The organism is Thermanaerothrix sp. (assembly GCA_026417795.1).
GTDB lineage: Bacteria > Synergistota > Synergistia > Synergistales > Synergistaceae > Thermanaerovibrio.
The window spans coordinates 20,230-40,732 of record JAOACP010000014.1; the positions used below are offsets into that span (position 1 = coordinate 20,230).

Consider the following 20,503-nt stretch of genomic DNA (forward strand, 5'->3'; position numbering starts at 1 on the left):
AAGGAGTGCCGGGGGATACTCCCCGCCACCCCCTTGGGGAAGCCGCCTCCTCAGGATAGGGCCTTGCTCAGGGCCTCCAGCACCCTGTCGGGCTGGAAGGGTTTAACTATGAAGTCCGCCGCCCCCGCCCTTATGGCCTCTATGACCATGGCCTGCTGGCCCATGGCGCTGACCATAACCACCTTTGCGTTGGGATCCTGCTGCTTTATCTCCTTAACCGCCGCCAGGCCGTCCATCTCCGGCATGGTTATGTCCATGGTGACCACGTCGGGCTTAAGCTCTGAGTACATCTGAACCGCGACCTTACCGTTCTCGGCCTCGCCCACCACCTCGAAGCCGTTCTTGGTAAGGATGTCCTTCAACATCATCCTCATGAAGGCTGCGTCATCTACTATAAGAACCCTGGTTCCCATTCTGCCCTCTCCTTCCTGGAAGAAAATGGCCTGCCTTAGACGCCCATGGAGCGGATCCGCTCCGCCCGGCTCACGATCTCGGTTATCCTCACCCCGAAGCTCTCGTCTATGACCACGACCTCGCCCCTGGCTATGAGCTTACCGTTGACCAACACATCAACCGGCTCACCGGCCATCCTGTTCAATTCTACCACGGAGCCGGGGCTCATGTTCAATATATCCGCGATGGTCTTTCTGGCCCTACCGAGCTCAACAGTTATTCTAACAGGAATATCCGCTATCAGGTCAATAGCGCTGGAAGAAACCGCCACCTCCTGCCCTCCAAGGGGGGCAAACTCCGCGGGGCGCACGTCCACGGGAGCGGTGGAGATCGAGGCGCTTCGGGGGGCAAAGGCCGCCTCCGGAGCTGCCTGGGAAGGCCGCGGCGCGACGGGCTGCTGCGGCGATGGAGCGCTCCGCGGCGCCTCATGGGGCTTCTCCTGAGGCGCCGAGGCCTCCCTTATGCGGTTTGCCAACTCCTTGGCGCTGCCCGCGGGCAACACCACGAAGATCGAGAAGGGGTCCACCCCCTCCACCGCCACGTCCAGCCGGGCTATCCAGGCCTCCTCCGTAACCGGCAGGGAGTCAAAGGGCACCCACGAAAAGTCCGAAAGCCCGCCGGACGTATCCTTCGGCGCAAGCCTCGCCCCCTTCAGCATCCCGCTTATGCTGGTGAGGGCGGAACCTATCAGCTGGCTGAAACCCTCCTGGGCGGCGGAAAGATAGAGGTCGTTGGGCTCCTCCGGCAGCTCCTTGGCATCCCCTCCCATCATCAGGTCCGCCAAGGTCAACGCCCCCCGGTCGGTGGTCACCAGCCTGGCGGGGGCATCGTCAAGGCCGTCCCAGGCCATGGAGAAGGCGAAGATGGACATGGCCCCCACCTTCTCCACCACCGAGTTCTGAGGCGCCGATTCGCAAAGCCCCACCGAGACGGACACGGACCTCCCAGCCAACATGCCCATCACGCCTCCCACGGCGGAAGCCGCGGTGGAGGCCACCTCCTTGAGCACCTCCATCTCGTCCAGGGTTACAGCCCCGCCGCCGCCCCCTCCCGAAGGCTTGCCGCCGGTCAGAAGGGCGTCTATCTCGTCTTGGCTAAGGAAATCCTCGCCCATTTCTTAATCCTCCCCGTGATGGGCGAGCCCCTCCCCGCTTAATACCTCGAGGATCCTCGCCGCATAGTGCTTTTCAAAGGTTCCAGCCTCACACAGGAACTTGACCCTGTTGCCCACCCTAAGCCCCAAGGGGTCCGACGTCTTACCGTCAAGCCGGATAACGTCCCCCTCCCGAAGCTGAAGCACATCCCCAAGGGTGAGCACCGTGTGCCCAAGCTCCAGCGCCATGGGCACCGCCACCTGGTGAAGCCTCGCCTCTATGGCATCCCTGGCGCCCTCCACGTTCTTCCTTCCCGTGGAGGCAAACCAGTGCTGGGACGACAGCTTGTCTATCATGGGCTCCATCACAAAGTAGGGGATGCACAGGTTCATTATCCCCTCCGTCTCCCCCACCTGAATCTTCAACGTTACCAAAAGCACCATGTCGCTGCCGGGACATATCTGCACGAAAAACGGGTTGCTCTCCATGCTCTCAAACCGGAACCGTATGTCCACCACGGTGCTCCAGCTCTCCTCAAGGTGCTCCAGGATCTTCAGCATCACCCGCTCCACCACGGTGCGCTCTATGTCGGTAAGATCCCGGGGCTTCCTTATGGGCTCCCCCTTGCCGCCAAGCATCCTGTCTATTATGGAGAACACCAGATGAGGGTTCATCTCCAACACCGCGTTCCCGCTCAAGGGGTACATCTCAAGCACCCCCATCACCGTGGGCTGAACCAGGGACCTTATGAACTCGTCGTAGGCCAGCTGGTCAACGGACACTACCTCCGCGGAAACCATGGACCTCACCAGCGTGGACAACGACGTGGTCAGCTGCCTGGCGAAGGAGTCGTGTATCATCTGGATGGCCCTGAGCTGGTCCTTGCTGAACTTGTCGGGGCGCCTGAAGTCGTAAACCTTTATCTTCCTGTCGTCCTGCTTCTCTATGGACGCCAGGTCCACGCTCCCGCTGGACAGGGCCTGCAGAAGGGAGTCTATCTCGTTCTGGGAGAGAACCTCCGGTACCACTTAACCACCTCCCTACTGCAACATGAACTGGTCGAAGAGGACCTGCCTTACCGCAACCTTGTCATCCTTCTTCGTCCTGGGAAGCAACGAGTTAAGCCGCCCCCTGAGATCCTGGGCCAGTATCTGAGCCCCCTCGGAACTCTTGAGCTCGTCGTAGCGCCGGTCCTTCACGGTAAGTATTATCTCGTTCTTAACCCTGGACATCCAGCCCGCATCGGATAACAGCGCCGCCGCATCGGGATCCTCCATCTCCAGGGTAACCCCCAGCTGTATCAAATGGGGCTCCGGGTCCGCCAGGTTTATGGTGAAGTTCCCCACCGACACCGTGGGCCCCGGAGGCAGAAGCTTCTCCTTGGGCTTATCGGGGCCGAAGAACTTAAGCCCCACCATCACCCCTCCTCCTATGCCGAGGAGCAGGACCACCACCCCTACCACCACGAAAATCACAGCCTTCTTAGCCATGGCCCCTCCTCCTCGATCAAAGAGAGTTGTCAGTAAGGATAACCAGATCCACCCTTCGGTTTAGAGCCCGGTGCTCCGGCGTATCGTTGGGCACCAGGGGCTTGGAAGCTCCGTAACCCACCGCCTGGACGTTCCTGTCCGACAGCCCCACCCGGTTCACCATGTACGACGCCACCGCAGCGGCCCTGGCGGCGGAAAGCCCCCAGTTGTCTCCGTAGGGCCCTCCCTCCAGTGGAGTGTTGTCCGTGTGCCCCTCAAAGGATATGGGGTACCGAACCCCTATCAGCACCTGCCCCACCTTGAAAAGAAGCCTCCTGGCCAATGGGCTCAGCTCGGCGCTCCCGGGGGCGAACAGGAACTGCTCCGAAAGGGACACCGTGACCCCCCTCTGGTTTATCTGCACTATCATCTGATCCTGAAGCCCCTGGTCCTTGGCAAGGGCCTGAAGCTGCTTCGCTATGCCCTCCTTGAACTCCTGGGTCCTCTTCGGCGCGTCCCCCGCGTCCTGACCCACTCGGCCGGCGTAAACCCCCGCCCCCTCCTGGATCGTCTTGCCCCCGGGCAACACCCCTAAAGCCCCCTGGAAGGAGAACATCATCTTCTGGAACTTCTGGACGTCTATGGAGGAAAAGGAGTACAGGAACACGAAGAACGTAAGAAGCAACGTGACCATGTCCCCATAGGTGGCCATGAACAAAGGAGCCCCTGCGGAACCCTCAGGCTGCTTCTTCTTACGCGCCAAAGGACATCACTCCTCCTGTCCCTGTTCCTTCTCCGCCTCCATCTTGGCCCTCAAATCCGGGGGCAAGAAGACCTTCAGCTTCTCCTCCACTATCCTGGGGTTCTCCCCCGCCTGGATCGCCAGTATCCCCTCCACCATCAGCTCCCGCGAGAGGATCTCCTGGCTGGACCGATAGGCCAGCTTCTTCGACGTGGGAATACATATGACGTTGGCTATGAAGGACCCATAGAAGGTGGTTATGAGGGCCGTGGCCATACCGGGGCCCAAAGCGTCAGGATCGTCCAGGTGCCCCAACATGACTATGAGGCCTATCAGGGTCCCCAGCATCCCGAAGGCGGGGGCAAGCTCCGCCATTATGTCGAACATGGCCTTGCCCGCCCCGTGGCGCTCCTCCAAAAGGCCTATCTCGGTGTCCAATATGGACTTCACCAGCTCCGGGTCCGTGCCGTCCACCACCAGCTGGATGGACTTCTTCATGAACGGGTCGTCCAGCTGAGACGCGTCCTCCTCCAACGCCAAAAGGCCCTCCCGCCTGGCCTTCTCGGCGAAGCTCACCAGGGTCTGGATGAGGCCCGGAAGGTCTATGGGATCGTTGAAGAACGCCTTCCGAAGGATCTTTGGAAGCGCCTTGGTCCTCTCCATGGGGTTAGCCATTATGGCGGCCCCCAACGTCCCCCCTCCGGTTATGAGAAGAGACGGGACGTCTATAAACGCCCCAGGATCGCCGCCCGCCAATATTCCCCCTATGACCAGTATCAGGGCCAGAAGAAAACCTATTACAGTTCCAAGATCCACCGGAGCCTCACCTCGACGATTCCCATGATGTTAAAGCCTCTGCCAGCCCCAAACCTCCGCTAAAACTCACCTCGGAAGAGCCCCAAAAACCCTGCGCTTGAACTCCACTACCTTGTCTATTATATCCTCAGGGGTCTCCTTAACCACATACCTCCTGCCGTTCGACATGGTCACCACCGTGTCCGGATTCGCCTCAACGGCCTCTATGAGGTCGCTGTTGAGCACGAACCGACCTCCCCCAAAACGGGTAAGCTCTATCAACGCCTAAGCCACCTACCTCTTAAGGTTTATCAGTTCCTCCAGCACCTGGTCCGATGTGGTTATCACCCGGGCGTTGGCCTGGAAGCCCCTCTGAGCCACTATAAGGTTCACGAACTCCTGAGACAGGTCCACGTTGGACATCTCAAGGTTGCTCCCCATTATGCGGCCAGCCCCTCCTTCCATGGGCTTCACTATCTGGGCTATGCCGGAGTTGGCGGACTCAGAGAACACCGTGGAACCCTCCTTGTTGAGCCCCTGGGGGTTCGCGAAGAGCGCCAGTGCCATCTTATATAGAGGCTGGCGCTGGCCGTTGCTGTAGACCCCCTGCACGGTGCCGTCGGAGCTCACCGCGTAGTCCTGCAACACTCCCATGGGATAACCGTCCTGGTAGTAGGCCTTGGTGGTGAAGGCGGACCCGTACTGGGTAACCCCCTCTATGGCCTCCTTGCCGAAGGACCTGCCGCTGAAGTCAAGCTTCACCGTTGAGTCCTCGGCGCCCAGGGCGGCGAAGTTTATGGTGACGTCAAACTCCGAAACCCCCTCTATCTTCCCCAGGGAGTCGAAGTTGATCACCCCGGTGTTGTTCGTAAGGGTTATGTCCGGCTCATCGGGCAGGAATGCCCTCCACCTCCACTGGTTGTTGTCTATCTTCTCCCAGGACACCTCCAGGGTGTGGGGGTTCCCCAAGCTGTCGTATATGTCCATCTTGCTGGTGTGGATGCTGCTTAAGCGGTTGTTAAGCGTAGCCACCGTGGTGGCCCCATCCTTAACCACGAGGCCCAACCCATCGGTGGTGGCCTGAACGGTAATGGCGTTGCCGCTCGGCGACTGGGCGGCGGTCAATATGTTCTGAGCAGCGCTCAGGTCAAAGGTTCCGTCCGCCTTGGTGGGAACCGTAAGTGAAAACCGGGTTGCGGCGCCGCCCGCCGAAGCGTCGGGCCCCCATAGCACCAGCTCCTTGTAGCCGTTGGCGGCAACGTCGTTGAACTCCGCCAGGTACCGATACACGTTGTTGGACGCGTCGGTCACGGTGAGCACCTCAAAGTCCATCATGGCGGAGAGGTCCACGGTGCTGCTGTTGGTTCCATCGGTGACCGTGAGCTTGCCGGTCAGAGGATCGTACGAAGCCCCCGTAAAGGCCCCCGCGGTGGTAACCTGGGTCAAGTTGGGAAGCAGCGACGTTGGGTCCACCGTGGGACCAGCGGCGGGGAACCCAAGCTGAACCGAGTTGGTCCCGTCCGTTAAGGTGAGGAAGTTGCCCACCGTACCGGCCTCCGCTATGTTGTTAAGCGTGTACGTGTTGGCGCCCAGGACTATCTTGACCGACGAGTCGTTGCCGGTTATGCCCATGGGAAGGTGCGATTTAACCCGGCTGTCCAGGTTGCACCGGTAACCCCCAAGCTGGGTCTTCCGGGCCTCAAGCTTCTGCCCCACCGGTATGTTTATGCTCCCCAAGGGGCCTTCGATGTACTTGGTGGGATCCGTGGGATCCTTCTCCATCTTGTACCCCTGGTACATGTAGCCCGATCCGGACATCACAAGGTTGCCGCCGGAGTCCAGGGTGGCGGATCCAGCCCTGGTGTAAAGGGTGTCCGCCCCGTTCTTAACCACGAAGTACCCGTCCCCGGACACCGCGAAGTCGTTTCGGTTGCCGGTGTACTGCATGGTGCCCTGGGTGTGTATGGTCTCCACGGCCCCCACCAGGCTTCCAAGACCTATCTGCATGGGGTTTATGCCGCCCCTGCCCTGCCCAGCGTCGGGGGACATGGCGCCCCTCACGTTCTGGTACAGAAGGTCCTGAAAGAGCACGTTAGACTTCTTAAAACCCGTGGTGTTCACGTTGGCTATGTTGTTACCCACCACGTCCAGATAGGTTTGATGCCCCTTGACGCCGGTGACTCCAGAATATAGGGACCTCAGCATCTCAAGCTTCCTCCTCCTAATAAAGCGATAAAGGCCATACCTTCCCTAGATCCCAAAGCCCTCCGTCCCTGGGGGCCAAACCATCCAAAGGCGCTAGAACACCAGGTCATCCCACGTACTGCACCTTGTCCATGGGGATCGACTTGCCGTCCTTAAGGTGAAGGGTGACGGCGCCGTCCTTCATCTCTACGAACTGCACCACCCCAGCGGCGTCAGATCCGTCTTCACCGGTGTAGCCCACCGTGCGCCCCACGTAGTTCACCGCCGACGCCATGGACATCTTGGCCAAACTCTCTATCCCCTTGGCCATGTTCACCTGCTGCTCCAAGGCGGAGAACTGGGCCATCTGGGCTATGAAGTCCTTGTCCTTAAGGGGGTCCAGCGGGTCCTGATGGGTCAGCTGGGCCACCAGGAGCTTCAGGAAATCGTCCTTACCTAGCTCCGTCTTGGTGGTCCGCTGTTTCTCCGCTCCAACCTCCACGCCGCTGCCGCTTACCCCGTTAACCCCGTCAGCCATCCCTATACCTCCTCACGCAAGCCAGTGCAAAAGCCCGTTCCTCAGGTCAACCCTGAAAAGCTGGCCATCCTCAACTTCCTCTCCGTCCCCCTCAATCCCCACGGAAGACCTCCTGCCCTTCCCCGACGGGCCATCCTTGGGACGGCGCTCATCGTTCCTCAAGTCCACCGAAAGGCCCGACACCTGAAGGCCCTGGGCTTCCAGGGACTCCTTAAGCCGCTGTGACTGGGCCTGCACCATCCCAAGAAGCTCACGGTTGTCAACCCTTATCCGGGCGCTCACCTCGCCCCCATCCAGGAGGAGCTGAACCTCAACCCGGCCCAAAGAGGGAGGCTCCACAACAACCGTGGCCCTGCCGGCTCCGGACGCGGCCTCCTGGAACACCCGAACCAGGCCCTCGCCAAGCGCCGCTTCCCCGGTGTGCCCAAGCCTCAGGGGCCAAGCCCCTGGGGCCGGGGCGGGGTCCAAGACAGACCCATTAAAACCCGCCTCCCGGTGAGGGGCAAGGTGGTTCAGCAAAGATCCCTGGGGCACTGGTCTATCCTTCCTCGCCCCATGGGAGGCCTCCGAAACCCTCAAGACCTCCCCCTGCTCCTCCTCGAAACCCCTCTTGTTCCTCAAGGACACATCCCTTGACCCCTGGGACGGCCTTAGAGCTTCAAGGGGCGAGCCGCCAACCCTGGGAGCATCATCCTCCAGGACCGATCTGCCTTCCAGCTTCCCATGGGCGGCTACGGCCTTCAAAGGCGGCTCCGCCTGGGATTTAGCCTCCATGGATAAACCCGGTGGATCGGCCTGAGCACGGGCGTCTTCCAAAGAACCTGGAACTCCGTCCTCTACCTCGGCTGAAACCGCCGTGGCTAAGGCCTCCGAACCCGCAACGCAAAGCTCCCTTTGGCCCTTGGCGCCCCTCCCCATCTCCTCCAAAGCGGCGATGAACCGGGAGAGCCTCACGCCTACGGGATCATCCTCCACCCATGCCTCTTTGGCTTCTGAGGGGCCGTCCTCGCCGCATCCCAGGGCCCTTGCCTCATCGTCTCCCATGGGCGCACCCTCGCCGTGGGCACGGAAGCTAAGGTCTCCTTCCACCTCCCAACCCGCTGGGGCGCCATCGCTGCATTCCTCGTCGCTTCCCTTAAAGAACAGATGACTCAAAGGCGCCTCAACCCCACGGGAGGACGGGGAAGAAACCTGGTTTGCGCAATCATCGGGAACTGTTGGATCCTCTACGGACTTGCCGAGGGCCGCATTTAAATTTAAAAGCCGCTGCCTCAGGTGCCACTTAAGGCCAACGGCGCCAGCCGACACCTTCCCCTGCGGCGCCTCCCTTGTCCCTTGCGCCTCGGCCAATCCGATTAAATCACCAAAGGCCGCCTCCACCTGCACCCCCTCGGAACCCTCGCCGGCAAGGGCCCTCTCCAAAGCGCTTGCGAAGGGGTTCCCATCCCCGGATGACAGAACCAACCCCCCCTCAGGGGACCGCACTCCCCCCAAGGGGCGCACCGCTTCTCCGGAGCTAACCGTCCCCTGATCCAAAGGGAAAACCGAAAGGTCACCCATGAACGCACCTCCACGTCAAGGCTTCTTACCCATCTTAGCAAGCCGTTCCGTCAGCCTCGCCGCCCGGTCCGCGTCCATGCGTCCCAGTATCTTGGCCGCCTGTTCGTTAGGCAGCCTTGAGAGTATCTCCACCGCCAGGTCCTCGTCCATCTTGCCCAGTATCTGGGCCGCGTTCCTGGGGGACATGTCCTTGTAGGTCTTCAATACATCCTCCAGGGACTCCTCTAAGACCTGCGGTTTTGTATCGTCGCTCGAGGCAAGCTCCTTTAGCTTCGCCTGGAGTTCCTCCTGAAGCTTCACAACCTGAAGGGTCCTGCGGCTTAAGTCCTCGGAGACCGCCTCCGCGGCGGCCTTCTCCCGGTCCAGCTCCGCCTTCATCTTGGCCAGGTTCTCCTCCATGAGCTTGATCTCCATCATCCGGCGGTCCTGGGCGGACATGGCGTAGGTGGAGGGTATGCCCAGGGCGGCGCCCAAAGAAGATCCCACCTTGGGTATGCGGTACACGGCGCTGAAGAGAGGCCCCCTGAGGTCCACCGCCCCTGAAAAGTGAAGCCCCAGCGCCGCCCCAAGGGACAAGAGCAGGATCAGCCCAAGGCGCTTAAGAGCGGAAGAGCCCTTGGACTTCTTTTTCTTGTCATCCTTCTTAGGCTGTTCCTTCGGCCTCTCCTCCAGGAGCTCCTCCTTATCTATCTCCACGTCCTGGGGCATCACATGCTACCTCCCCGGTCATACTTCCTGTACAGTGCCAACACGTTCTTCACGTACCTCTGGGTCTCGGGGAACGGAGGAACCCCGCCGTAGGAGTCAACCCTGCCAGCTCCGGCGTTGTAAGCCGCCAGGGCCTTCTCCACATCCCCGCCGTAGCGCTCAATGAGCTGGGCCAGGTACTTTATCCCCCCCTCCAGGTTCCTCACCGGATCCCTGGGATCCACCCCCAAAGCCCTGGCGGTTCCCGGCATGAGCTGCATGAGCCCTATGGCCCCTGCGCTGGACACCGCGTCCTCCCGACCCCCAGACTCGTGCCTCATCACCGCCCTCGCAAGATCCGGATCCACCCCGTACTGCTCGCAAAGGCGCCTCAACTCCGGCTCCCACTTCATAAGCCGCTCCGACACGCTGGAAGGGACCTCCGGGTCTCCCTCCGGAAGGGACGGATCCCCAAGGTCCCCCTGGGCCTTGGAGAGCACCTCCTCAAAGGACGCGGCCTCCCCCATCGGCCTTCTCTCGATGCCAAAACGTGACTCTATCTCCCTTATCCTTCCAAGGACAGCATCCATGCAACCCTCGGGCCTCATGCCGCACCTCCAACCCCGTTTCTACGAAGAGCAATCTCATCCAAAAGGGCCTGCTCCGCCGCGGACTCCTCCGCCGCCAGCCGGGACCTAAGGCGCCCCATGTAGTTCTCCAACACCTTAAGGTCCCGATGGCTCTCCTTTATGGCCTCCACTGTCCGCTCTATCTCGCAAAGACACCTCTCAAGGTCCTCCCCGGCGGAACGAACCCTGTCCTGGGCGGAATCGATGGAACTCCTCATCATCCAAAGATCCCTGGCGCTTACGGTGCCGCACAGGGACCTGAAATCCTCCTCCGCCCTCAAACGCTCCTCCTCGAGCTGCCTTATCCGCCTGCGGAAGGCCTCTTCTTCCTCCCGGCGCCTCGCGAGCTCGGACCTACGCTGGTCCAGCTCCGCCTCATAGGTCCTGTATATCCTCTCAAACCTGGCTATGCGCTGCCTCATCAAGGGACACCACCCCCCTCATCTCAAAAGGGCGCAAGCTCCAAAAGCCTTGACACGGTCTCCTCAAAACCGCTTCTCTCGTGCATCCCCTGTCTTAGGAAGTTTCGGACCTCCTCCAGGTGTTCCAAAGCCCAGTCTATCCTGGAATTGCTGCCCGCCCTGTAGGCCCCTATGTTTATGAGGTCCTGGGCCTCCTCGTAAACCGCCAGCAGCTCCCTGACCCTTCCCGCCGCCATAAGGTGCTCCTCCGAAACTATGCTGGGCATGACGCGGCTCACGCTGCGCCCCACCTCCACGGAGGGATAGTGGTTCTTGGCCGCCAACGAACGGCTAAGTACTATGTGGCCGTCCAGGATGCCCCGCACCGTATCCGCCACGGGCTCGTTCATGTCGTCCCCCTCCACCAGAACGGTGTATATGGCGGTGATGCTACCCCGCTCCCCAGCGCCGGACCTCTCCAGAAGCCTCGGGAGAAACGCGAACACCGATGGGGTGTACCCCTTGGTGGCCGGCGGCTCCCCTATGGCAAGCCCCACGTCACGCTGGGCCATGGCCACCCGGGTGACCGAGTCCATCATGAGCAGCACGTTGGCCCCCTGGTCTCGGAAGTACTCCGCCACAGCGGTGGCGGTGAGCGAAGCCTTGAGCCTCACCAGCGGGGGCTGGTCCGATGTGGCCACCACCACCACGGACCTCTTAAGCCCCTCGGGCCCCAGGTCCCGGTCCACGAACTCCCTGACCTCCCTGCCCCGTTCACCCACCAGGGCTATGACGTTCACGTCCGCCTCGGTGTTGCGGGCCATCATCCCAAGAAGCACGCTCTTGCCAACGCCGGAGCCGGCGAATATGCCCACCCTCTGGCCCTGGCCCAACGTCAAAAGGCCGTCTATCACCCGTACCCCCACCGAAAGGGGGCGCTCTATCATCTGGCGCCTCAAGGGGTGCGGGGGCGAAGCGTAAAGGGGGTAGAACTCGCTGGCCCCCACGGGCCCCAGGTCGTCTATGGGGTTCCCAAGGCCGTCCAGGATCCTCCCCAACAGATCCTCCCCCACGTGGACCCCAAGGGTGGGGCCAAGGGCCGCCACGTCGCAGCCCGGACCTATGTCGTTGAGGTCCCCAAGGGGCATCAGCAACACCCGGTCGTCCCGGAAGCCCACCACCTCCGCCTTCAAGGGGTTCCTGCGGTTCCTAAAGGATATCTCGCAAAGGTCCCCAACCTGCACGTCCGGCCCCTGGGACTCTATGACGAGGCCAACCACCTGAACCACCCGGCCGTTGAGCCGTATGAGCTCCGTCCTGTCAAGCCGCCCCTCAAGGGCCTTTAAAACCTCAATCCCCCTCAACTTCGTCTCCTCCGAAGAGAAGGGACGACACCTGAAGTCCCACCTGCTCCAGCTGGGTCCTCCATCGGGCGTCGTAGACCCCAAGGTTCGTCTCCACTATGCAGCTCCCCTTGTCCACGTCGGGGTCTGGGATAACCTCAAGATGCCGGTTGCCCCGAAGCAGGTCCCCAAACTCCGCCAGGGCCCTCTCCACGTTGCCGTGGTCCTCGGGGTTAAGGTACACGAGCAGCCTCTCCCGGTCGCTTATCTTGGCGAGCACCCCTTTAAGGACCCGCAAGGCCACCCCTTCGTCCATCCGAACCCGGTCAAGGAGCATCCTGGAAAGGGTCTTCTCCCACAGCCTCACCATCTGGGGCACCAAAAGCCCCAGCAACGCCTCCCGTTCCTCCTCCAGGGACCTATGGAACCGCTCCGCCATCCCCAGGGCCTCCTGGAACTTGGACCGGTAAAGTTCTTCCATCTCCTCCCTGGCGGACCGAAGGCCCTCCTCCCGGCCTTGCCTTAGGCCCTCCTCCCGGCCCTCCGCCTCCGCCTCAGAGCGGGCCTCCTGGATCTTAATGGCCGCCTCCTTGAGAAAGGCCTCCCTCTCCTCCTCCTGGCGGAGCTTCAAGGAGACCAGCTCCCCCTCCAGGGCGGCAGCCCTGTCCTGAGCCCTCTTGAGCTCCTCCTCCAGAAGGGCCAACCGCTCCCTTAAAAGGTCCTCTTCCGAGGGGGCGGCATTTGGGAGCTCCTTTGGGTCATCCCCCTTCAAGGGATCCTCCAAAGGCCTAGCCTTGGCGCCTATCCGAACCGCCTCGGGCAGCACTCGGACCGCCTTCAAGAGTCTGTGACGGGAGCTAGACAACCAGCTCCTCCTCTCCACCCCTGGCTATGACGATCTCTCCCGCCTCCTCCAGGGAACGCACTATGTTCACTATCTTCTGCTGGGCCTCCTCCACCATTCTGACCCGCACGGGACCCATGAAGTCCATGTCCTCCTTCAGCATGTCCGCCGCCCGCTTGGACATGTTGCGGAAGAACTTCGCCTTCAGCTCCTCCGTGGCTCCCTTCAGGGCCAGGGCGAGGTCCTTCATGTCCACCTCACGGAGCACCCGCTGCAGGGACCGGTCGTCCATGCCCATGATGTCCTCGAACACGAAGAGCCGTTTCTTTATCTCCTCCGCCAGCTCCGGATCCTGTTCCTCCAGGGCCTCTATTATGTTCCGCTCGGTACCCCGGTCCACCCGGTTTATTATGGCCACCACCGCGTCCACCCCTCCCGCCATGGTGAAGTCCTGCCCCATGACGGTGGAGAGCTTCCTCTCCAGCACCCGCTCCACCTCCCGAAGCACCTCCGGGGTTATCCGGTCCATCCGGGCTATGCGCCGGGCCACGTCCCACTGGGAGGAAGGCGGAAGGCCGCCCAGTACCTGCCCCGCCTGCTCCGGCGAAAGGTAAGACAGTATGAGGGCGATGGTCTGGGGATGCTCCCCCTGGATGAAGGATATGAGCTGCGACGGGTCCGCATGGCGCACGAAGTCGAAGGGGCGCACCTGAAGGCTGGCGGTGATCCGCCGCAGGATGTCCTGGGCCCGCTCGGGGCCCAGGGCCTGCTCAAGCAGCTTCCTGGCGTAGTCCACGCCCCCCTGGGTCATGAACTCCCGGGCCATTATTATCTCCTGGGCCTCCTTGAGGACCTCGAGCTTCGTCTCCGGGGTTATCTTCCTCATGTTGGCTATCTCAAGGGTAAGAAGCTCTATGGTGGCGTCGTCCAGGTGACGGTAAACCTGGGCTGACACCTCCGGCCCTATGGCCACCAAGAATATGGCGGCCTTCTCCCTGCCCCTGAGGTCCTTGGCCTTTGCCATCTCAACCCGCCCTTCCTAGATGTCCTCCGCCAACCAGTTCTTTATAAGGTTGGCCACTTCCTCCGGGTTGTTGGAGGCGTAAAATCTGAGCTGCTCTTCCAGTATGGCCAGCTCCCCCTGGGCGGTCATAAGCTCCGGGTTCTCCAAAAGCTCCTTGAGGGACGGGGCCTTCTCCCCTCCCTCCTGGGGGACCAGCCTGGCCAGCGCCGCAAGGCGCCTGCGCTTGTACCACACGAAACCCGCCCCGGCGGCCACGGCCAGCACCAAAAGCCCAACCAGGGCGGCGCCTATCAGCTTCTGGCGCCTCTCCGCCTCCAGCTGGGCCAGCATCTGGTCCGCCAGGGTGGTGTCGAACTTCATGGCCTGGATCACCAGCTTGTCACCCCTGGCCTCGTCAAGGCCTATGGCGGCGGCCACTGTCTGCCTTAAACCCTGCACCTTAGCGTCATCCAGCTCCCCGTCCACGATGACCGAGGCGGAAAGACGCTTCACCGACCCCGGCGTGGCCACCGTCTGGGACTCCTGGGTGGTTATGTCGTAGTTGGTCACCGTGTCGGTCTTGTTGTACTCCACGTTGCCCGTCTGGTTCTGGTTCACCACGTATCCCGGTATGTTGGTGGTGGTCCCCGGAGCTCCCCCCGGCGGGGTTCCAGGCCCCACGTAGCTCTCCTCGGTGTTCTGCTGGCTGCGGACCACCCCCTTGCCGTCGGGGCCTGGGATGAACTCCTTGCGGGTGCTGCTCTTCTTGTCGAAGTCCAGCTCCACCCGCACCCGGACCACCGCCTTGCCGGGGCCAAACACCTTCTCCAACATCACCCGGACCTTACGCTCCAGCTCCTGCTCCTGTTGACGCTCCAACTCCCGCTGCACCGACGAAACCGCCCTGCCGTCGGAGCCAGAGGTGTATATCAGGGAATCGTCCTGGATGAGGTCCGACAGGACCTTGCCGGAGGTGTCCACCACCGTCACGTCCTCGGGGTTCAAGCCCTCAACGCTTCGGGCCACCAGGTTCACTATGCCCCTAACCTGCTCCTGCCCTATCTCCCTGCCGGGCTTTAGGCGAACCAACACCGAGGCGGTGGAGGGCTTCTGCTCCTCCAGGAAGAGCCGCTGCTCCGGTATCACTATGTTCACCTTGGCCTCCTCCACCGCGTCTATCTTGGATATGGTCCTTGAGAGCTCCCCCTCCAGGGCCCTGGAGTAGGCCACCCGCTGCTGGAAGTCGTTCATCCCCATCTTGGGCTGGTCGAATATCTCAAAACCCACCACCCCGCCCCGGGGAATGCCCATCTGGGCCAGGGCTATCCTGGCCTCGTACACGTTCTTCCTGGGCACCAGTATGGCGTTGGCGGAAGGATCCACCTTGAAGGGTATCTTCTGCTCCTTCAGGTACTCCACCACCGCCCCCTGGTCCTCCATGCTGAGCCCTGAGAAGATGGGATCGTAACTGGTCCTCCCCGACAGGGCGGCCAACAGCACAAGGGAGGCCAGGACCAACGCCCCGGCCCCCAATATGGAATATCTCTGCCAACGCTGAAGCCCCCCGAAGAAGACCTTAAGGCGCTCCAGCTGCTCCTTAAACCGATCCATAAGGGGCTACACCGGCATCCTCGATATCTGCTGGTAAGCGTCCACCAGCTTATTGCGGATCTCCACCAAGGTCCTCAAAGCAAGCTCCGCCTTCTCCACCGCCACGGAGACCTGGGACACATCATCTACCTCGCCAAGGGACAGCCGGCGCACCATCTGGTCAGCCCCCATCTGAAGGGAGTTAACCTGCTTCATGCTGGACTTGAGAACCTCCTCAAAGGGAGTGACCGGAGACGACGGCGTCTGCGCGGACGGCACCCCGGAACGGGCCCCCAAAACCCCGTAACGAGACAGATCCAAACGGACAACGTCCATGAAAGCGAACCTCCTCAAGGGCGCCCCAAAGGGCGGTTTTATCGTGTCGTTCAAACCAAGACCAGTCTAAATGCCCCGGGCAAAATAACAAAGTGCTTTAAGTCGCAATGTCACAAGACAGGGGTACCCTCCTCATGAGCCCTAAGACCCATATTAGAAAGCCTACCCCCTCATTATCTCCAGGGCGCTGTTCCACATGGCCTTCCCGGTCTCCACCACCGTAAGGTTCGCCTCGTAGGCCCGGCTCGCCACCATCATGTCCGCCATCTCCCTAACCACATTGACGTTGGGGTATGCCACGTAACCCTCGGGGTTCGCGTCGGGATGGTCGGGCTGGTAAACCATCCTGGGCGGCAGGGGGTCCCTCTCTATGGACACCACCTTGACGCCAGATGCGGTGGAGCCGTCCTTCAACGCCTCCATGAGACGCTCCTGGAACACCGGGACCCGCCTCACGTAGGGCCCCCCCTCGGGGGTCCTGGTGGTGTTGGCGTTGGCCAGGTTGGAGGATATGGCGTCCATCCACACCCGATGGGCGGTAAGGGCGCTGCCCGCCACGTCCACGCTTCTGAAAACCCTCATCACCGACCACCTCCTATGGCGGTCCTGTACATGGCTATCTTGCGGCTCAAGACCCTGGTCATGGCCTGGTACAACATCCTGGTCTCCGCAAGCTTCGCCATCTCCACCTCCGGATCCACGTTGTTGCCGTCGTATCTATATATCTCGTCTTGAACTCTGGACTCCACGGGGCGAACCTGCTCCACCCCAAGGGGCACGTTGGTCATGTGCCTCTCGTGGCTCACCGCCATGGGAAGCCTAGAAGGCTGGTCTATCACCGCCTTGAGCTGGTCCTCGAAGGTTACCTCCCTCCGGGCGTACCGAGGGGTGTTGGCGTTGGCCACGTTCTGGGCCACGGCTCCCATCCTTCGGGACAGCCCCTCCAGATCCACCTGTATGACGTCCCAGGTGAAATCTCCCCTCATCGCAACACCTCCCCAAGGACATGAAATACACGGAGATTATAACCTTCAACACCGGAAGGACGAAGGGCCTATTTAAAGTTGCAACCTTTGTTTTATATTTTCTTATCTTACAAAAAGCGCCAGGGGGAAGGCCCCGGCGCCTAACCGTCTACTCCTCTATGCCCAGCTCCTCCAGGAACAGGGAGCTTATGACCTTTATGTAGGTGCCCTTCATGCCAAGGCTTCTGCTCTCGATGATGCCGGCGCTGCTGAGCTTCCTTAAGGCGTTCACTATCACGCTCCTGGTGACGCCAACCCGGTCCGCCACCTTGCTCGCCACCACCACGCCCTCGGACCCGCCGAGGTCCTGGATTATGTGCCTCACCGACTCAACCTCCGAGTAAGACAGGGCCCTCATGGCCATCTGGACCACCAGCCTCTCCCTGCCTCTCTCCTCTATGGACCTGGAACGGTCGTGCAGTATCTCAAGGCCCACCACCGTGGCCAGGTACTCCGCCAACACCAGATCCCTGGTGTCGAAAGGACAGCCGAACCGGGCCAGTATCAAGGTCCCGAGCCTGTCGCCGCCGCCGTTTATCGGCACGTACAACACGTGCTTGTTGGAGTAGGTGCAGGGCTGGTCCGCATAGGCGCACATGCCGTTGTCCGTGTGGTTCAGCACCGACTCGTGGTACTGGTTGAGCCTGTCCATGTAATTGACGGGAAGGGTGTTGGAGGACAGGATGTCCACCATTATGGGGCAGTCGTAGGAACTTATCCAAGCGTAGCCCAGTATCCGTCCGTCCCGGCTCACTATGTACACGTTGGCCGCCGAGAGGTCGCAGAGAAGCCTGGACAGCTTGGCATAGTCCGGCGCCCCCCGGTCCTTCCGGTTCTGAAGGGCCCGGGCCACAAGACGGGTCTTCTCCAAAAGGTCCTGCATGGCCGAGGGGTCCAATATCTTAGGCCTTGATTCCACCAAGTCGCTAGGGGTGTTCATCGTCATTCCTCCTGATCTTTAACCTTAATTTATCTTATAAGAAACCTAGAGAAGGTACCTTCTCGGATCTCTCTCTTCCAAAAGTCCGCCCAACCGCTGCCTCACGTAGGCCCCGTCCACCCGCACCTCGCCGCTTATCCCGTCGGGGGCGTCGAAGCTTATCTCCTCCAACAGCAGCTCCATCAACGTGTGAAGCCGCCGGGCCCCTATGTCCTCCATCTGGCGGTTCATCTCCGAGGCCAGGCGAGCCACCTCCCGAAGCCCCGAGTCATCAAACGCCAAGCTCACCCGGTCTACCTCCAACAGGGCCCGGTACTGGTCCGTGAGGCTCCCCGCGGGCTCCTTGAGGATCCTGTAAAGCTCCTCCTCCCCAAGGGGCTCCAGCTCCACCCTTATGGGAAGCCGGCCCTGAAGCTCCGGGGCTAGGTCCGAAGGCTTGGCCTTGTGGAAAGCCCCGGCGGCTATGAAGAGCACGTGCTCGGTGCTCACCGCCCCGTGTTTCGTGTTAACCACGGACCCCTCTATCAGGGGAAGAAGGTCCCTTTGAACCCCCTCCCGGCTCACATCGGGCCCGTGGGATCCCCCCACGGAGGCTATCTTGTCTATCTCATCTATGAAGACTATGCCCTCCTCCTGGGCCAGGGCCACCGCCTCACGGCTCATGGCCTCCCGATCCAGGAGCTTCTCCGCCTCCTCAAGGGCCAACGCCTCCCTGGCCTTGGCCACCGTCATGGACTTCCGCCTGGTCTTCTTGGGGAACAGCCCTCCAAGCATCTCCCCGAGGTCCAGCCCCTCCATGCCCATGGGGCCCATCACCGCCATGCCAAGGGAAGGGGCCTCGGAAAGCTCCACCTCCACCACCCGGTCGTCCAGCTTGCCCGCCCGAAGCAGCTCCCGGAGCTTCTCCCGGGTGGCGGACCTACGCTCCTCCCCCTCCCGATCCTCCTGCTCCACCGAAGGCTGATCCTCCGAGATGCCAAGGAGCCTCAAAAATCCCTTCTCGGGCCCCTTGGGGCGGGGAGAGGGCAGCAGGGCGTCCAAAAGCCGCTCCTCCGCCATACGCTCCGCCTCGGGCTTGACCTCCCCAAGGCGCCGGGACTTCACCATCTGATGGGCCACCTCCACCAGGTCCCTTATCATGGACTCCACGTCCCGGCCCACGTACCCCACCTCGGTGAACTTGGTGGCCTCCACCTTCACAAAGGGAGCCCCAACGAGCTTGGCAAGCCGCCGGGCTATCTCCGTCTTGCCCACCCCGGTGGGACCCACCATGAGGATGTTCTTTGGATAAACCTCCCGGGCCAGCTCCTCCGGGAGCCTGCGGCGCCTCATACGGTTCCTCAAGGCCACCGCCACCGCCCGCTTGGCCTTCTCCTGCCCTACTATGTACCTGTCAAGGTACTGAACTATCATCCGGGGAGTGAGATCCATCATCTCGCTATTTCCTCCAAGGTGACGTGGGAATTGGTGTATATGCATATCTCCGACGCTATCTCCAAGGACCTGCGGGCTATGGAGGCGGCGTCCCAGTCGGTGCCCTCCAGAAAGGCCCTGGCCGCCGCCAGGGCGTAGCCGGAGCCAGACCCTATGGAGGCGCACTGCTCCTCCATCTCCAACACGTCCCCGGAGCCGGACAGAAGAAGGGTCCTCTCCAGGTCCGCCACCAACATCATCGCCTCAAGGCGCCTCAAGGCCCGGTCGGTACGCCACTCCTTGACCAGCTCCACCGAAGCCCTTAGAAGATCTCCCTTGTTGGCATCCAAGCTCCTCTCAAACCTCTCGAAAAGGGTCATGGCGTCGGCGGTGGACCCAGCAAACCCCGCCAACACGTTCCACTTCAGGGGACGGACCTTTCTAGCTCTTGTTTTCACAATCTGAGACCCCAATGTTACCTGCCCATCCCCCGCCATGGCAACCCTGAAATCCCTTCTGACGCACACCACGGTGGTTCCCTTAAACAACCCTATCCCCTCCAGCCCTGGGATGGGAGAGCTGGTAGCTCTCCTTCATCCTCTCGGCGGTTATGTCCAAATACCTCTGGGTGGTCACCAGGCTCTCGTGCCCCATGAGCTCCTGGACCACCCGCAAAGACGCCCCGCCCTCCAGCATGTGGGTGGCGAAGCTGTGCCTTAACGTGTGGGGGCTCACTCCCCAAAGGCCAACCCGCTTGGCGCAGCCGGTGACTATCCGATGGACCGTGCGGGAAGTCATCCTCAAGGCCCCCCGCTTGCCTGGGAAAAGGGGCCCCGATCCGCCGGTAACATCCCGCCAGGCGCGAAGCAGCCCCTGCACTGGAAACCCAAAGGGCACCATGCGCCCCTTGCTCCCCTTGCCGCTCACCCTCAGCCAACGCTCCTCCAAATCCACATCGTCCCAATCAAGGGCGCAAAGCTCAGACACCCGAAGGCCAGACCCGTACAGCACCTCAAGCACCAGCCGGTCCCTGAAGGCGTCCTTGCCCTCAGGCCCCTCCTCTATGAGGCGCTTGACCTCATCGTAGGATATGGCCCGTGGCAATCCCTGGGGAGACCTGGGACCCCTCACCCCTAGGCAGGGATCCTCCTGGATCACACCCATCTCCTTGAGGTACCCGGTAAAACCCCTTATGGACGACAGCTTCCTCAAAGCCGACGTCTTGGCAAAGCCATAACCCAAGAGGCTCCTCAGGTAACCCCTTACGTGATCGCGGGAAATCTGAGGGATCTCCACCACGCCGGCACCCTCCAGGTACTCGGCGAACTGCCCAAGATCAACCCCGTAATTTATCACCGTGTGATCGGAGCGGTTAAGACTTCTTAAATATTCCAGAAAAGAATCTATCAAGGGGTAAATTCCGCCGACCATGCCGACTATTTTACCCCATGTTCAGC

23 protein-coding genes and 1 pseudogene are annotated in these 20,503 nt (G+C 61.4%); all 24 read right to left on the minus strand.

The window, feature by feature from the left end; translation table 11 throughout:
* Nucleotides 1-50: 50 nt before the first annotated feature.
* Nucleotides 51-413, minus strand: coding sequence for a response regulator (locus N2315_04460; protein ID MCX7828446.1), 363 nt, complete (start codon nt 411-413; stop codon nt 51-53).
* Nucleotides 414-448: 35 nt separating this feature from the next.
* Complete coding sequence (gene fliN, locus N2315_04465; GenBank protein ID MCX7828447.1) at nt 449-1,567, minus strand: flagellar motor switch protein FliN; 1,119 nt, start codon at nt 1,565-1,567, stop codon at nt 449-451.
* A gap of 3 nt (nt 1,568-1,570) precedes the next feature.
* Nucleotides 1,571-2,575: a flagellar motor switch protein FliM gene (fliM, locus tag N2315_04470; protein MCX7828448.1), complete on the minus strand. Its 1,005-nt coding sequence runs from the start codon at nt 2,573-2,575 to the stop codon at nt 1,571-1,573.
* Nucleotides 2,576-2,587: 12 nt separating this feature from the next.
* On the minus strand, nt 2,588-3,037 hold the full coding sequence (locus N2315_04475; protein ID MCX7828449.1) for a flagellar basal body-associated FliL family protein: 450 nt from the start codon (nt 3,035-3,037) through the stop codon (nt 2,588-2,590).
* 16 nt (nt 3,038-3,053) lie between these two features.
* Nucleotides 3,054-3,779 (minus strand): flagellar motor protein MotB, encoded by a 726-nt coding sequence (locus tag N2315_04480; protein MCX7828450.1) that lies wholly within the window; start codon nt 3,777-3,779, stop codon nt 3,054-3,056.
* A 6-nt stretch (nt 3,780-3,785) separates the two neighbouring features.
* The gene (locus tag N2315_04485; protein MCX7828451.1) at nt 3,786-4,574 is read right to left on the minus strand and encodes a motility protein A; all 789 of its coding nucleotides are present in this window, start codon (nt 4,572-4,574) and stop codon (nt 3,786-3,788) included.
* A gap of 66 nt (nt 4,575-4,640) precedes the next feature.
* Nucleotides 4,641-4,835 (minus strand): flagellar FlbD family protein, encoded by a 195-nt coding sequence (locus N2315_04490; protein ID MCX7828452.1) that lies wholly within the window; start codon nt 4,833-4,835, stop codon nt 4,641-4,643.
* Between the two features lie 12 nt (nt 4,836-4,847).
* Complete coding sequence (locus tag N2315_04495; protein ID MCX7828453.1) at nt 4,848-6,758, minus strand: flagellar hook protein FlgE; 1,911 nt, start codon at nt 6,756-6,758, stop codon at nt 4,848-4,850.
* Nucleotides 6,759-6,864: 106 nt separating this feature from the next.
* Nucleotides 6,865-7,275, minus strand: a complete 411-nt coding sequence (gene flgD, locus N2315_04500) for a flagellar hook assembly protein FlgD (GenBank protein MCX7828454.1) — start codon at nt 7,273-7,275, stop codon at nt 6,865-6,867.
* A gap of 12 nt (nt 7,276-7,287) precedes the next feature.
* Nucleotides 7,288-8,835, minus strand: a complete 1,548-nt coding sequence (locus tag N2315_04505) for a flagellar hook-length control protein FliK (GenBank protein ID MCX7828455.1) — start codon at nt 8,833-8,835, stop codon at nt 7,288-7,290.
* A 15-nt stretch (nt 8,836-8,850) separates the two neighbouring features.
* A complete protein-coding gene (locus tag N2315_04510; protein MCX7828456.1) occupies nt 8,851-9,543 on the minus strand; it encodes a hypothetical protein in 693 nt (230 codons plus the stop codon).
* A 23-nt stretch (nt 9,544-9,566) separates the two neighbouring features.
* A pseudogene (locus N2315_04515) lies at nt 9,567-9,899 on the minus strand (lytic transglycosylase domain-containing protein).
* Between the two features lie 227 nt (nt 9,900-10,126).
* Entirely contained in the window at nt 10,127-10,573 is a 447-nt protein-coding gene (locus tag N2315_04520; GenBank protein MCX7828457.1) for a flagellar FliJ family protein, read from the minus strand.
* Nucleotides 10,574-10,596: 23 nt separating this feature from the next.
* Nucleotides 10,597-11,916 carry a flagellar protein export ATPase FliI gene (gene fliI / locus N2315_04525; GenBank protein ID MCX7828458.1) on the minus strand — a complete coding sequence of 440 codons (1,320 nt, stop codon included), beginning with the start codon at nt 11,914-11,916 and terminating at the stop codon, nt 10,597-10,599.
* On the minus strand, nt 11,903-12,334 hold the full coding sequence (locus N2315_04530) for a FliH/SctL family protein (protein MCX7828459.1): 432 nt from the start codon (nt 12,332-12,334) through the stop codon (nt 11,903-11,905). Before N2315_04530 ends, fliI begins: the two co-directional genes overlap by 14 nt.
* Before the next feature lie 418 nt (nt 12,335-12,752).
* Complete coding sequence (gene fliG / locus N2315_04535; protein MCX7828460.1) at nt 12,753-13,763, minus strand: flagellar motor switch protein FliG; 1,011 nt, start codon at nt 13,761-13,763, stop codon at nt 12,753-12,755.
* 15 nt (nt 13,764-13,778) lie between these two features.
* Nucleotides 13,779-15,353 (minus strand): flagellar basal-body MS-ring/collar protein FliF, encoded by a 1,575-nt coding sequence (gene fliF, locus N2315_04540; GenBank protein ID MCX7828461.1) that lies wholly within the window; start codon nt 15,351-15,353, stop codon nt 13,779-13,781.
* A 6-nt stretch (nt 15,354-15,359) separates the two neighbouring features.
* Nucleotides 15,360-15,668: a flagellar hook-basal body complex protein FliE gene (gene fliE / locus N2315_04545; GenBank protein MCX7828462.1), complete on the minus strand. Its 309-nt coding sequence runs from the start codon at nt 15,666-15,668 to the stop codon at nt 15,360-15,362.
* A 162-nt stretch (nt 15,669-15,830) separates the two neighbouring features.
* Nucleotides 15,831-16,250 (minus strand): flagellar basal body rod protein FlgC, encoded by a 420-nt coding sequence (gene flgC, locus N2315_04550; protein MCX7828463.1) that lies wholly within the window; start codon nt 16,248-16,250, stop codon nt 15,831-15,833.
* On the minus strand, nt 16,250-16,654 hold the full coding sequence (gene flgB / locus N2315_04555) for a flagellar basal body rod protein FlgB (GenBank protein ID MCX7828464.1): 405 nt from the start codon (nt 16,652-16,654) through the stop codon (nt 16,250-16,252). The genes flgC and flgB overlap by 1 nt, the downstream gene beginning before the upstream one ends.
* Before the next feature lie 148 nt (nt 16,655-16,802).
* Complete coding sequence (gene codY / locus N2315_04560; GenBank protein MCX7828465.1) at nt 16,803-17,633, minus strand: GTP-sensing pleiotropic transcriptional regulator CodY; 831 nt, start codon at nt 17,631-17,633, stop codon at nt 16,803-16,805.
* 45 nt (nt 17,634-17,678) lie between these two features.
* Nucleotides 17,679-19,067 (minus strand): ATP-dependent protease ATPase subunit HslU, encoded by a 1,389-nt coding sequence (hslU, locus tag N2315_04565; protein ID MCX7828466.1) that lies wholly within the window; start codon nt 19,065-19,067, stop codon nt 17,679-17,681.
* Nucleotides 19,064-19,594 (minus strand): ATP-dependent protease subunit HslV, encoded by a 531-nt coding sequence (gene hslV / locus N2315_04570; protein ID MCX7828467.1) that lies wholly within the window; start codon nt 19,592-19,594, stop codon nt 19,064-19,066. Before hslV ends, hslU begins: the two co-directional genes overlap by 4 nt.
* The gene (locus N2315_04575; protein ID MCX7828468.1) at nt 19,587-20,456 is read right to left on the minus strand and encodes a tyrosine recombinase XerC; all 870 of its coding nucleotides are present in this window, start codon (nt 20,454-20,456) and stop codon (nt 19,587-19,589) included. The genes hslV and N2315_04575 overlap by 8 nt, the downstream gene beginning before the upstream one ends.
* Nucleotides 20,457-20,503: the final 47 nt, after the last annotated feature.

Excerpts from the sequence above, each read along its gene's own strand:
- N2315_04460 (MCX7828446.1), bottom strand. The coding sequence starts at position 413 with ATGGGAACCAGGGTTCTTATAGTAGATGACGCAGCCTTCATGAGGATG.
- N2315_04495 (MCX7828453.1), bottom strand. The coding sequence starts at position 6,758 with ATGCTGAGGTCCCTATATTCTGGAGTCACCGGCGTCAAGGGGCATCAA.
- N2315_04530 (MCX7828459.1), bottom strand. The coding sequence starts at position 12,334 with ATGGCGGAGCGGTTCCATAGGTCCCTGGAGGAGGAACGGGAGGCGTTG.
- fliE (MCX7828462.1), bottom strand. The coding sequence starts at position 15,668 with ATGGACGTTGTCCGTTTGGATCTGTCTCGTTACGGGGTTTTGGGGGCC.
- N2315_04510 (MCX7828456.1), bottom strand. The coding sequence starts at position 9,543 with ATGCCCCAGGACGTGGAGATAGATAAGGAGGAGCTCCTGGAGGAGAGG.
- N2315_04475 (MCX7828449.1), bottom strand. The coding sequence starts at position 3,037 with ATGGCTAAGAAGGCTGTGATTTTCGTGGTGGTAGGGGTGGTGGTCCTG.
- N2315_04505 (MCX7828455.1), bottom strand. The coding sequence starts at position 8,835 with ATGGGTGACCTTTCGGTTTTCCCTTTGGATCAGGGGACGGTTAGCTCC.
- codY (MCX7828465.1), bottom strand. The coding sequence starts at position 17,633 with ATGAACACCCCTAGCGACTTGGTGGAATCAAGGCCTAAGATATTGGAC.
- fliF (MCX7828461.1), bottom strand. The coding sequence starts at position 15,353 with ATGGATCGGTTTAAGGAGCAGCTGGAGCGCCTTAAGGTCTTCTTCGGG.
- flgD (MCX7828454.1), bottom strand. The coding sequence starts at position 7,275 with ATGGCTGACGGGGTTAACGGGGTAAGCGGCAGCGGCGTGGAGGTTGGA.
- fliG (MCX7828460.1), bottom strand. The coding sequence starts at position 13,763 with ATGGCAAAGGCCAAGGACCTCAGGGGCAGGGAGAAGGCCGCCATATTC.
- flgC (MCX7828463.1), bottom strand. The coding sequence starts at position 16,250 with ATGAGGGTTTTCAGAAGCGTGGACGTGGCGGGCAGCGCCCTTACCGCC.
- flgB (MCX7828464.1), bottom strand. The coding sequence starts at position 16,654 with ATGAGGGGAGATTTCACCTGGGACGTCATACAGGTGGATCTGGAGGGG.
- hslU (MCX7828466.1), bottom strand. The coding sequence starts at position 19,067 with ATGATGGATCTCACTCCCCGGATGATAGTTCAGTACCTTGACAGGTAC.
- N2315_04520 (MCX7828457.1), bottom strand. The coding sequence starts at position 10,573 with ATGAGGCAGCGCATAGCCAGGTTTGAGAGGATATACAGGACCTATGAG.
- fliN (MCX7828447.1), bottom strand. The coding sequence starts at position 1,567 with ATGGGCGAGGATTTCCTTAGCCAAGACGAGATAGACGCCCTTCTGACC.